The organism is Candidatus Bathyarchaeota archaeon A05DMB-5 (assembly GCA_019685655.1).
In the GTDB taxonomy this organism is placed as follows: domain Archaea; phylum Thermoproteota; class Bathyarchaeia; order Bathyarchaeales; family Bathycorpusculaceae; genus DSLH01.
On sequence record JABFQP010000003.1, the window covers coordinates 186,888 to 198,905 of the forward strand.

The 12,018-nt window shown below is 41.6% G+C and carries 15 protein-coding genes; 6 read left to right on the top strand and 9 right to left on the bottom strand.

The genetic code is table 11. The features are described 5' to 3' along the window. The first annotated feature begins 141 nt into the window (after positions 1-141). Entirely contained in the window at positions 142-627 is a 486-nt protein-coding gene (locus HM003_05410; GenBank protein ID MBX5328775.1) for a hypothetical protein, read from the top strand. A 47-nt stretch (positions 628-674) separates the two neighbouring features. Continuing rightward, complete coding sequence (locus tag HM003_05415; protein ID MBX5328776.1) at positions 675-1,730, top strand: hypothetical protein; 1,056 nt, start codon at positions 675-677, stop codon at positions 1,728-1,730. A 47-nt stretch (positions 1,731-1,777) separates the two neighbouring features. On the opposite strand, the gene HM003_05420 is transcribed toward HM003_05415, so the two are convergent. The 8 genes from HM003_05420 to HM003_05455 all read right to left on the bottom strand — a co-directional run bounded on the left by HM003_05420 (position 1,778) and on the right by HM003_05455 (position 8,362). Further along, complete coding sequence (locus HM003_05420; protein ID MBX5328777.1) at positions 1,778-2,224, bottom strand: NUDIX hydrolase; 447 nt, start codon at positions 2,222-2,224, stop codon at positions 1,778-1,780. Positions 2,225-2,259: 35 nt separating this feature from the next. Then, positions 2,260-3,543 (bottom strand): ABC transporter permease, encoded by a 1,284-nt coding sequence (locus HM003_05425; GenBank protein ID MBX5328778.1) that lies wholly within the window; start codon positions 3,541-3,543, stop codon positions 2,260-2,262. Beyond that, positions 3,540-4,229, bottom strand: coding sequence for an ABC transporter ATP-binding protein (locus HM003_05430; protein MBX5328779.1), 690 nt, complete (start codon positions 4,227-4,229; stop codon positions 3,540-3,542). Before HM003_05430 ends, HM003_05425 begins: the two co-directional genes overlap by 4 nt. Before the next feature lie 28 nt (positions 4,230-4,257). Continuing rightward, a complete protein-coding gene (locus HM003_05435) occupies positions 4,258-5,193 on the bottom strand; it encodes an ABC transporter permease (GenBank protein ID MBX5328780.1) in 936 nt (311 codons plus the stop codon). Continuing rightward, positions 5,190-6,191: an ATP-binding cassette domain-containing protein gene (locus tag HM003_05440; GenBank protein MBX5328781.1), complete on the bottom strand. Its 1,002-nt coding sequence runs from the start codon at positions 6,189-6,191 to the stop codon at positions 5,190-5,192. Before HM003_05440 ends, HM003_05435 begins: the two co-directional genes overlap by 4 nt. Then, positions 6,184-6,738 (bottom strand): PadR family transcriptional regulator, encoded by a 555-nt coding sequence (locus tag HM003_05445; protein MBX5328782.1) that lies wholly within the window; start codon positions 6,736-6,738, stop codon positions 6,184-6,186. Before HM003_05445 ends, HM003_05440 begins: the two co-directional genes overlap by 8 nt. Positions 6,739-6,803: 65 nt before the next feature. Further along, a complete protein-coding gene (pyrH, locus tag HM003_05450) occupies positions 6,804-7,478 on the bottom strand; it encodes a UMP kinase (GenBank protein MBX5328783.1) in 675 nt (224 codons plus the stop codon). A gap of 50 nt (positions 7,479-7,528) precedes the next feature. Beyond that, positions 7,529-8,362, bottom strand: a complete 834-nt coding sequence (locus HM003_05455) for an MBL fold metallo-hydrolase (GenBank protein MBX5328784.1) — start codon at positions 8,360-8,362, stop codon at positions 7,529-7,531. A gap of 122 nt (positions 8,363-8,484) precedes the next feature. On the opposite strand from HM003_05455, the gene HM003_05460 reads away from it, so the two are divergent. The 4 genes from HM003_05460 to HM003_05475 all read left to right on the top strand — a co-directional run bounded on the left by HM003_05460 (position 8,485) and on the right by HM003_05475 (position 11,622). Then, positions 8,485-9,462 carry a sodium:calcium antiporter gene (locus HM003_05460; protein MBX5328785.1) on the top strand — a complete coding sequence of 326 codons (978 nt, stop codon included), beginning with the start codon at positions 8,485-8,487 and terminating at the stop codon, positions 9,460-9,462. 40 nt (positions 9,463-9,502) lie between these two features. After that, positions 9,503-10,663: a tRNA 4-thiouridine(8) synthase ThiI gene (gene thiI, locus HM003_05465; GenBank protein ID MBX5328786.1), complete on the top strand. Its 1,161-nt coding sequence runs from the start codon at positions 9,503-9,505 to the stop codon at positions 10,661-10,663. A gap of 63 nt (positions 10,664-10,726) precedes the next feature. Then, positions 10,727-10,939 (top strand): hypothetical protein, encoded by a 213-nt coding sequence (locus HM003_05470; GenBank protein ID MBX5328787.1) that lies wholly within the window; start codon positions 10,727-10,729, stop codon positions 10,937-10,939. A gap of 62 nt (positions 10,940-11,001) precedes the next feature. Further along, entirely contained in the window at positions 11,002-11,622 is a 621-nt protein-coding gene (locus tag HM003_05475) for a serine/threonine protein kinase (GenBank protein MBX5328788.1), read from the top strand. Here the strand turns inward: HM003_05475 and HM003_05480 are convergent. Further along, on the bottom strand, positions 11,619-11,852 hold the full coding sequence (locus HM003_05480; GenBank protein ID MBX5328789.1) for a ribonucleoprotein: 234 nt from the start codon (positions 11,850-11,852) through the stop codon (positions 11,619-11,621). The genes HM003_05475 and HM003_05480 overlap by 4 nt on opposite strands. Between the last annotated feature and the right edge of the window lie 166 nt (positions 11,853-12,018).

The following is a 12,018-nucleotide window of genomic DNA, read 5'->3' on the forward strand; positions in this document are numbered from 1 at the left end:
AAACAGCATATTTAAGCCTTAATATGCACGTTTTTTGCGTGTTCGAACATTTTAAATGACCGTTCGAAAGTATCGTTTTAATAAACCAATAATACTATAGCATTTTGGAGGAGGTATAGTTCAACAAAAAGGTGTACGCTGTTGCCTTCTGATAGCGAAAAGAAGTATGAAGAAATTTCAAAAAGCACACTACTTGTATATTTATATCTTCTCAAGAAAAGACGGAACTGCGGGGTCAGAGAGATACAAAGGGCACTGGGTTTTTCAAGCTCAAGCTCTGCTCATTATCATCTTGAAAAATTGGTGCAAGAAGACATTCTGACCAGAGATTTATATGGAAATTACAAAATCAAGTATGGCGCAAAAGTTGAATTAATCAATCGCTTCTTTGTCATCCATGGTTTCCTGTTACCTAAACCACTTATTTATGCAACTATAACCACCATAATGTGTCTACTCTATATGTCAATCTTCTGGAATCTCCTTACGCCAACTGTTATACTTGCTTTACTTCCAGGAGTCTTGGCTTCAGGAATTTTTTGGTACGACACGGTTAAAACATGGTTAAGTTTGCCGTCATTCAAAAATGACCGTTCGATAACCGCGAAAAATCGTTCGAATATGTAGATTAAAATTTCTGAAAAGAAATTAGAAGAATGAAGAACGTGAGAAAAATGGTAAAGAGGTTAAGGCATGTTAGGGCAAATCTGTTGATGAGAAGATTATTCGCTTTAGTCCTCTGCACTTTTCTAGTAATTTTTTCACATGTGATTACAAGCACAGTCACTGCAGAAGAGGCGCCAACCACAACAATTTTCACTGACCCATTAGTGCTTCAACCAACCGAACTCAATCAGAACTTCAATGTGAACATAAACATATCTAACGTAGTAGACCTTTATGCATGGCAAGCGGGCATCACATTTAATCCGAACATTTTGGAATGCACAGGCTTTTACGAAGGCGCTTTCTTAAAGGATGGAAGCATGGCCTCAACCATTTTTGTGAAACATTACAAGGACATGGACAACACGTTAGGAATAGTGTATTTCCGAGGTTGTTGTCTTCTTGGACCAGTGCAGGGGGTAAATGGAAGCGGGCAGTTAGCGTACGTGACTTTTAAATCAGTTGGGATAGGTGTTTCTGAGCTTCACTTAACTGATATAATATTGTTAAATTCAAAGTTAGAAGATATCGAGTTTGAGGTTGTAGAGAGCTTGAATGTTTTTCTAAGTGGAACATATCACTCGGTGGAGATTGTGAATAATCTAAAAGGGTTACAGAATGCTGAACAACCGCCTGTTTCGGGAGTATTTGACACAAGCTTCAGCATGGACGAAAAAGAAATAAGTTTTGATATTATGAGCGAGAGCGCTTGGTTCTGCCAAGTTAATGTGCCAAAATCGGTCTTAATGTGTAGCATTCCATCGGAGTGGACGATTAAGTTGAATGGAACGCCCATATCTTATACAGTTAGTGAAAACGCTACGCACACTTCGCTATACTTTGAATATGATAAGGGTAATTATAGTATTGAGATTGTCGGAAAAGAAATTCCAAGCGAACCTCCTCCTGCTCCACCCCCTTCTCCTTCAGTCCCACCCTTAATTTTGGCAGCAACTGCACTTCTAGGTTTCTTTGCTTTAACAGTAGCTTTGTTAGATTTTAAGAAAACAAAAAGATTAACATGGTATCAAACAGCGAATCCACCAACAAATTCTTTCATTTAAACTTCCCTTTTTTTAAAGTTTCAAAATAATTAAAACGTTTCCACAGCTCAGATACATGAATTAAGTTTTTCCAGTTTCTGTTTATTTCTTTGGAAAAACGCCCTAAACGTTTTTGTCAAATCATATTCTTCTACCTCATTTAGAGAGACCCATTTTAATTCTCCCGCGTCGCTTCCCACAGTGAGTGTTCCGCCTTTCAATTTCACAAAATAATCAAGTATTATAAAGTGATATTTTATTTCTCCATTTGCATCTTTAGTTATGTTGTCAACTACGTCAATGTGTTCTGGCTTTTCAACATCCAAGCCCGTTTCTTCCTTAACCTCTCTGACAACAGTTGTTTTTACGCTCTCGCCTAGCTCCACCAAACCACCAGGAATGCTCCATTTTCCCTTTCCAGGCTCACCCTTTCTTTTCTCAAGCAGAATTTTGCCGTCACAGATTATGACTGCGCCGACACCGACGATTGGTTGCTTAGGATAAAGCCTCTTCACCAAAGCTGAAGCCTCACATGTTTAGAGAAATTATCTTACTCATACCTTAAAGCTTCTACGGGTTTAAGTTTTGAAGCTCGCCATGCAGGATAAAGCGCAAAGATTACACTAACTCCTACGCCGAAGGCTAACGCAAGCATAGTCACCATTGGAGTTAAAACCGGGTTAATTGCCATTGCGTTAAAATTGCCAGTTTGAGAGACTTGATTTCTCATTCCGAAGCCGCCGCCACTCAAAGCAAATGCAACTATATTCGCCAAACCCCAACCCGATACTACGCCAATCACTGCGCCTAACAAGCCAATTATTATGGATTCGCCCAAGAAAATAAGAAGCACCGTGCGACTTTTCATGCCCAACGCTTTAAGAATGCCTATTTCGCGTGTGCGCTCCATTAACGAAACAATCATAATGTTCATTATGCCTATACCGGCTACTAAAAGCGAGATTGCGGCAATTCCAGCCAAGAAAAGCTCTATGATTGAAAAGACGCTCGAAAGAGTGTTAAGCACCGCCGTGGCGGATGTCACTGAGACTTGGTCGCCAAGAGCAGCCTTTATGGCTTTGGAAACACTTTCAATTGTATCCTTATCATCGTTTGTCAATTTTACAATTATCACATCGCATTCGTCTGTTCCAAAGAAGCTTTGAGCTTGAGAAATTGGAATGTAAACGTTGAAGTCTGACGGCCCGCCTATGCTGAAGCCTCCTATTTCTTGGAGAACAGCTGTGACGTTGCCGGTGTAGTTTTCATATTTTGGTGGGCGTGCGGTTGCGTTGAGCCAGACGATTGTTGCTGTGTCATTTGCGTTGCATAGTATTGTTCCGTTTTTCCATGGGTCGCTTACGCGTTTGCCAACCACTATAGCGTCATTTGCTGGGCTACTTGGCATGTTTCCTCCTTCTTCAGGCACGAAAGTAGTTGTGTAAACACTTGCATATTCAGTGAAGTCAACACCTACTATGGTAACATTTCGAGCCCCAGCGGCAAAATTAATAAGGCCCGCTCTTTGAATTATCGCAATCGACAATTCAACGTTTTCTAATTCATTAATTGTTTGTGTATCGTTAATGAACAATTTAAAGCCAGAATCACCACCGCCGAAGACCCCGCCTCCACCAGCAGAAACAATCAACGTGTCTGTTGCAAATCCCCTCTGAAGCTGCGTAGTAATGGTTTCTTGTAAGCCTTGAGTGATTGAAAGCAAGGCGACTATGGCGGCGATGCCTATTACGACGCCTAGAGTCGTTAAGCCCGCGCGAAGTTTCCTCAATCTTATTGCGCTGAAAGAGTAGGAGAGAATGTCGCTTGCTTTCATTTGTGATTCATCCTTTCATTAACTATTAAACCATCAAACATCTGCAGTGTTCTCTGTGCTTGCGATGCTAAACGCTGATCGTGCGTGACCATTATTATGGTTACACCTTTCTCTTCATTAAGCCTCTTGACTAGTCCCATTATTTCGCTTGCAGCCTTAGAATCGATATTTCCAGTCGGCTCGTCCAACAACAAAAATCGGGGGTTATTCGCTAAGGCGCGTGCAATTGCGACACGCTGCTGTTGGCCACCGCTGAGCTCGGCTGGCTTATGATTCATTCGCTCCTTCAATCCCACAATTTCAAGAAGCTCTTCCGCATGTTTTCTTCTTTCAGCTTTGCCTACATCAACTATAGACATTGATAACTCCACGTTTTCTCTTGCTGTGAATCGAGGAATCAAATTGAAGAACTGGAACACAAAGCCTATGCGGCGTCTAAGGTCTGCCAATTGATTGTCATTAAGCGTTGAGACATCTACCCCTTCAATCAGCAATCGTCCTTCTGTCGGCTTATCTAAAGCGCCTATCAAATTTAGCAGTGTTGATTTGCCGCTTCCAGAGGGCCCGAGGATGGCGACGAAGTCGCCGCTTTCAATCTTTAGATTAACACCGCGGAGAGCTTCGACGGGAACTTTGCCCAGCATGTAAGTTTTTTTAAGGTTAGCCGCTTCAACTATTGTTGTCATATCAAGTCTCCATTTTTGTCTTTAGCTTTTACTTTGTGAGATACTTCCATGAGAGCAGTATGCCAATTATGGAAAACAGGATTGCGAAGATGCCGAGAAAAGCAAAGTCAAACATCAACGATGCCGCGTTTAATTTGTACACTGTCAGTTGCCTAATAGCGTCTGTCAAGTAGCTTATTGGATTCACACGTGCTATTGCCTGTATCCAGTCTGGCATCTGAGATATTGGAAAGAACGTGTTGCTCGCAAACATCAATGGCAAGTTAATAAGGTTCACAATTGCCATCTGCGTTTCCCATTTAGTAGACCGTAAAGCAAGTGCCAGAAATACGGAGGATAACCCTAGACAAAGAAGGAATATTGCAGCGTATAATAAGAGTATGTTTAATGGCGTAAATGTTGAACTGACTTGCAAACCAAAGATTACTGCGAGTACTAGGATTATTGTGGCTTGGAACATAGCTCTTAAAGACGCATTAAGAACCTTTGAAAATATGATTGCTGCTCTTGATACGGGCGTGCTGAGCACTTTGTTCAAGAACCCCAAGCGTCTGTCCCAAACTATGGACATACCGCTGAACATTGTGGTGAACAACACGATGAAAGATATCATGCCCACTGACATGTAGCTAAAGTAATCCGTGACACCAAAGATTTTCTCCATCATGGTCGGACCGAAGCTGGCAAACATCTGTGAAAGTGCCGTGCCAGAGACAGTTACACTTCCTGCTTGAGGAGGAATAAGAGCAAAGCCAGGAATAGCAACATCGGATATGCTTATGTTGCTGCTTGAGAACATGCTGCCTAAGTTCATTGCTTTTCCGAACAAGCCCATCCATATTATCGGTTGAAGTATTGCCATTAGAAGTATTACGGGCTCGTTTAGCCATTTTTTAAGTTCTCGATTAGTCAATGCCCAGAGTCCATGAAGCTTCTTCGGATGATGCTCATTCTGTTTGCTCATGCTCTTGCCCTCCTCATGGTCATTCTATGCGCCCTAAAAGTTTCACGAGACTCCTCAGTATCACGCATCGACCTGCCAGTGTATTCCAAGTAAACCTCGTTCAATGTTGGTTCTGTCATTGAAAGCTTCGTTACCGTGTATCCTTTACTTCGCAAAGCTTCAATTATAAATGGGGCGGTTATTTCGCCATATTCAACCTTAATTCTGTATGAGCCATCTTCATTCTTAACTTCCTTCACATGCTCCACAGAGCGGATAAGTTCGCTTACATCCGTATTCTCCTTAATACTCAAGGTTATGATGTCGCCGCCTAAGCTATGCTTAAGCTCTTCTGGCGTGCCAATCACAACTATTTTTCCATGGTCAATTATTGCAATGCGGTCGCAGAGAGCGTCAGCCTCTTCAAGATAATGGGTAGTCATAAAAAGCGTCATCCCATATTCCTTCTTCAGCTTTCGAATGTAGTCCCAAGTTGCAGCTCTAGTTTGAACATCCAACCCTAATGTAGGCTCATCCAAAAAAAGCACTTTTGGCCTATTGATTAATCCGCATGCAAGCTCGAGCCTGCGACGCATGCCACCAGAATAGGTTTGAACCTTCTTGTCTTTAAACTCGGTTAACTCCACAAGCTTAAGCAGTTCCATAGCTCGTTCTTTCGCGATGTCTCGTGGAATTCCATAAAGGTAAGCGCACAAGAGAATGTTTTCTAAACCAGTCAAGTCTTCGTCAGCAGTGTATTCTTGCGGCACAACGCCAATCACGTTCCTAACCTCATTGTTCTGTTTTACGATATCAAAACTTAGCACTGACGCTTTGCCTTCGGTAGGCTTCAAAATTGTTATCAACATGTTAATCGTCGTTGTTTTTCCAGCACCATTAGGGCCCAAAAAACCGAAAATTTCGCCTTGCTTCACACTGAAGCTTACGTGGTCAACTGCTGTTAAACTCTTATTGAAAACTTTCGTCAAGCCTACAGTCTCGATTACATTTTCACTCATCGGGTTTCCTCTCCAATTTTTTGTTTAACTCTTCAATTTTTTCTGCTGTTTCATCCAAAATTTTCTGAACTTCTTCCAAGGCTTTTTCAGAAAACTTTGTCTCTAAATTGCTTCCAAGCTCGAAGAAGGCGGAAAAAACTCTATGCATAGACTTGCGCAATTGAGTGGTTTTTTCCGGCGGAATGCGGAACCATAAGGCACCTAAGAAAGGCGGCGGCATAAAACGCACTTCTTTTCTGAATTTCATCTTTATCTGTCGCTGTTCTTCGAGGAGTTTTTTGCCTTTATCAGTAAGCGTGTAACGTTTCATGCCATTTTCTTCAACTGACAACTCTTTCACGTAACCGTTATCCTGCAACCATGACAAAAGCGGATAAATCGAACCGGGGCTCGGTCTCCAACGCCCATCCGTCCTCTTTTCAATTTCGTCCATTATTTCTGAACCAGACATGGGTTTTTCGCTTAATAATTCAAGGACTTGATAGCGTATGAAGCCTTTTGGAACAAGTGCTGTGTGTTTCATCCAGTGTCTTCCAAAGGGACGCATGTATTTATCACCATTGATATCGACAGCGATATCAACAGTGATATTTAAACTTGTCGCGAGACATGTTACTCTATTAACGTTCCAATATGCTTACCATTAATTGCAGTCAAAACATTTTCGGGTTTAAAGCCGTTCAAGACAATCATCCTAATTTTCTTGCGCCCTAAAATCTTAATCGCTTCCGGGTCAATGATTTGGTGTATCCCCGCCTTATGCTTATTTTCAGCAAGCACATGTGACAAATCCTTAAACTTTAAATGCTCAAGCTTAACAGCGTCTGCGTATTTCCTCGGGTCTTTATCATACACGCCCTCCTGGTCGGTAGCCTTAACCAACAAACTCGCATTTGCTTTTTCGGCGATTAAAGCTGCAACAGTGTCCGTTGTCATGCCGGGCTTCAAACCGCCCATGACCGCAATTTTCCCTTCGCTCACGCATTCTACAGCATCCTCAACCGTTAAGGGAACATTTTCACAGCCTAACTTTCCAAGCGCCTTAAGGAAAAGTTGCGCGTAAAGCCGTGAAACGGAAATGGCAACCTCGTCCTGCGCCTCTTCTTTCAAGCCCAACTCTTTTGCGGCTTTAATGAATTCTCTGGCTAAGGTGCCGCCGCCAACAACAACTGCCACTTCATGTCCCTTTTTACGCAAGTCTTTCAATAAACCTACGTATTTGCTGATTAGGTCGGAATTCAACGGAGAAGCAACAACTGAACCGCCAATTCTTAACACGACACGCATTGCTTTTACATCCTTCAGCCTATTATACAAGCGGTTCTAGTTAAAATTCTTTAGAAAAACTTGTTTAAGCCCTGCTGCGTTTTTCTGGGCGCTTGAACATTTATTGCTTCACCAAAATCAATCAGCATACCATCTGTAGCGGCAACGGTGGGAACTCCAGTTTTTTCTTTGATTAGCTTCGCTTCATTCGCTGGTCCCTTAAATATCATCTGCATTCCAAGATGCGTCAAAACCGCCTGTTCAGGACGCGTAGCCTCAATTATCTTTACGGCATCGTTCGTTGTCATGTGTCCCTTCCAAGGTTTTCCTGCTGGTCGCATAACACACAATAACAGAAGCCTCACACCCTCGTAGTATTCACTTATCCCCTCAAAATATTCAGTGTCACTTGTATACGCGAAATCGCCGAACTCTTGAGTTTCAAACCTGAAACCCACAGCGTCTGGGTCAGTGTGCCGCGCTTCAGTGACTAAGACATTAACATCTCCAACTTGAAATTTCACGTCGGGCAAAGCCGCAATTTTCTGCCCCGGCATTTGCTGATGATACTTCGATATTGACGGTTCACACACGTCGCTTCCATTCAAAACGCTATTGGCAGCTGCAAGCAAACCTCGCTTTCGAGTCATACCCCTAGTCATAGCCTCAATCAAAACTTCGGCGTCCGTATAATGGTCGGGGTGGCAGTGTGAAACGAAAACGGCGTTAATTTTCTGTGGGTCTAATCCTTCATTAATGGAGTATACGAGAGCCCCAGGTCCAGGGTCCAAATGCAGATTTAAATTGTCACTTATTATGCGTATTCCAGCAGTGCGTCTTTTCTGCGTGATTGTTGCGAATCTTCCGCCTCCAGTTCCAAGAAACACTATTTTGAACGAAGACATGAGTAAATTTATAGCGTTTACGTGATTTTTGCTTTATGCAAGTTTTTGTTAGTGTCTATTAAAAATGTGGGAAATACTTTTAACTAATACTTAGAGGGAATTAGGAAAAGGAGCGGGTTGCTTTGTTTGAGGGGCTGCTGGTTAATGTTATAATTCTCATAGTGTCGTTAGTCACTTTAGACAAAGCCAGCGACTGGACAATCACAAACTCCGCTAGGGTTGCAGAAATAACAGGTATAGGAAAAACAACCGTAGGATTTATACTAGTTGCATTTTCCACGTCTTTACCCGAACTCAGTGTAGCCATTTTTGCTGCAGTATCAGGAGAGAATGTGGGTGTCGCCATAGGAAACGTTTTGGGTTCAAACATCGTAAACATTTGCTTAATACTCGGCATCTGCTTTTTGATTGTGGTTCTTAAATGCCCAGGATACACTTGCATGTATCCCACCATGGCAAAAGAAGAAATAGGAAGCCTATACTTCGGACTTTTTATAGCTTCAGTCATCCCGCTAACTTTGCTTTACATTGGATATGCAAGCCAATACATAGGAATAATTTTACTGACAATTTTTGTTTTCTATCTTTTCCAGCTTTCCAGAGTAAAAAAAGTAAAAGAAGAAAGCTCCCTAGGCTCAGAAAAACAGAAAATAGGCAAATATGCACTTCTGACATTTCTCGGCGCCGCCGGCGTAGTAGCCAGCTCTTACTTCATAGTTGACTCCGCCTCTTACATAGCTCTCAGCGTGGGCGTGCCACGAGTTGTTATCGGCGCTACGGTTGTTGCTTTTGGTACAAGCATACCGGAACTGGCAACCAGCATTGATGCGACAAGAAAAGGACATTTAGACATGGCATTGGGCAACATTGTAGGAAGCTGCTTCATAAACATAACATGCATTCTTGGAGTAACCTTGGCAGCCTCAGCATTAACAGTTAACATGACTGTTTTCTCTAACTTGGTTATGTTCTCGTTAATAACAAACCTTTTCTTATGGTATTTCTTGTCAAGCGAAAAAATAAGCTGGAGAGAGGGCGCAGTTCTACTTTTCATGTACAGCATATTTTTGGCTGTTACAATCGGAGGCTACCGAACCTAAAAATGAAAGTTTTTAAATCAAGCCGAAAAATATCCTATTCGTGTTTAATTGCATTTTAATTCACTACGGAGAACTCGGACTTAAAGGATTGAATAGACCATTCTTTGAGAAAAAGCTAATTGAGAACATAGAAAACGCTTTGAAAAATGTAGAGTATGAAACAATTAGAAAAGTTCAAGGGCGAATAATTCTAGAATTAAACGAAAAATCAAACGTAAAAATAATTGAAGAAACGCTTAAGAAAGTTTTCGGCATAGCATGGTTCGCCCCTTGCAAAACCACAGACGCCTCCAGCATAGACAAAATAAAAGAACTTGTAAGAAACAATTTTTCGATAACTGCAGGCACAAAAACGAGAGTCTCAGCGAACAGAGCAGACAAAACCTTACCCTACACTTCAATGGAAGTTAACCGTGAATTAGGCGCCTATCTCGTGAAACAATTTAAGGCTAAAATCTCCTTGGAAGAACCAGAAACAACCATTTTTGTTGAGATTGTCAGAGGAAAAGCATACATTTTCGACAGGAAAGTTAAGGGACTGTACGGTTTGCCTTCTGGCGTTTCCGGAAAAGTTCTACACTTGTTGTCTGGCGGAATAGACTCGCCAGTAGCAGCATGGCTCCTAATGAAACGTGGATGCACTGTTGACTTTCTACATTTCCACGCTTTTGAACAGTTTGACGAAGCAAAGCTTGCCAAAATTCTGAATTTGGCGAAAGTCTTGACACAGTACAGTTTCAAAACACGCACATTTTTTGTTCCTTTTTATCCCTTCGAAGCCGAAGCCGTAGAGGCACCATCGAGATACAGACTTGTTTTGTTCCGCAGGTTCATGGTTAAAGTTGCAGAAGAAATAGCCAAAAAACACAGCATAAATGCTCTAGGAAGCGGCGAAAACTTGGCACAAGTCTCCTCGCAAACATTAGAAAACATGGCAGTAATCAGCAAAGCAACAAATATACCCATACTTAGACCGCTCTTAACTTACGAGAAAAACGAAATCGTCCAGTTAGCCAAGCAAATTGGTACTTTCGAAATTTCCATCCAGCCCTACAAAGACTGCTGCTCAATTTTCATGGCAAAACACCCCACAACAAAAGCTAACTTAGAAATTGTGGAATCAATCGAAAAAAGACTGAACCTGAAAGACGCTATAGAGGAATGTCTCGAAAAAATCGAAATAATCAACATAGAATACTGACTTCTTTATCAACAATTTTTGCTTTAGCTTTTAATAACAAAACAGACTATTCTATGCACAATTATGTCGTCAGCTGAAACCGCAGTAAAAGTGTTCCGCACTTTAGAAAATGAAGATTTCAGAGTACTGCAAGTCATAGAAGTAGCAATGAGCAAACACGAATTCGTCCCAAAAGAACTAATCGCAAAATTCGCCAAATTCAACCTTGAAGAAACCGACTATCGACTAAAGCGACTCCACAAATTACGTTTAATACGCCAAATGGAGCATACGTAGGCTACACTCTAAATTATGCCGGTTACGACTGCCTAGCAATAAACGCTTTCGTCAAAGCCAACGTGCTTGAAGCCTTCGGAAAACCCTTAGGCGTAGGCAAAGAAGCAGACGTATACGACGCCCTAAACCCAGAAGGAGAAAAAATAGCCGTAAAATTTCACAGACTTGGAAGAATAAGTTTCCGCCAAACAACGCGGAAAAGAACCTACACAACTGAACACGCCAACTGGCTTTTCCAATCAAGACTCGCGGCAGAAAAAGAATTCCAAGCCTTAAAACTCGTTTTTTCTCATAAAGTGGCAGTTCCAGAACCGATAAGTCAAAACCGTCACGCCATAGCCATGGGAATGATTGAAGGAGCAGAACTTGCAGAATGGAAGGAAATTCCAGAACCAGAAAAGATATTGAAACGAATACTGCGTAACATTCGAAAAGCTTACTCGCAAGCCGGCGTAATCCACGCTGACCTAAGCGAATACAACATCATACTGAAGCCGAACATGCAAATACTCATAATTGACTGGCCACAATACGTCACAAGCAAACACCCAAACGCCCAACAACTACTAACCCGAGACGTAACGAACGTTCTGCAGTATTTCAAACGCAAATTCATGTTGAAAATCACGCTTAAAGAAACTCTGGAATACGTGACAGGAAAACGAAAACTAACCGCTTTCTAATGCACATCCAACATTATATAAAGTATGTTGTTCCCACGCAACAAAAGATTTCCATAGTTAGCAATGAGCTGATCATCCTTGCTCTCGGCTGCGCCTTCCAAAAGAATATTCATGTGCCCATCACATTTGATCATTTTTCCCTTGTATTCGCAACCGTTCTTCAGCACAACTGCAATGTAAGCGTTCAGTTGCTTAACCAACACGTTCAGCGGTTTTTTGCTGGGTTCCATGCAAGCACCTTAACAGACTAATTATTTACTCATATCCAAATCCCTCAGATATAAAAGTTTTATGAAAAACCAATTCCAAATTTGAAGGCAATTTAGTCATACGCGAAGATTTTTCAGTTTTTTCAAAAAATAAATCAAGTTTTCATGATTGAATAAGAAAGAAGAT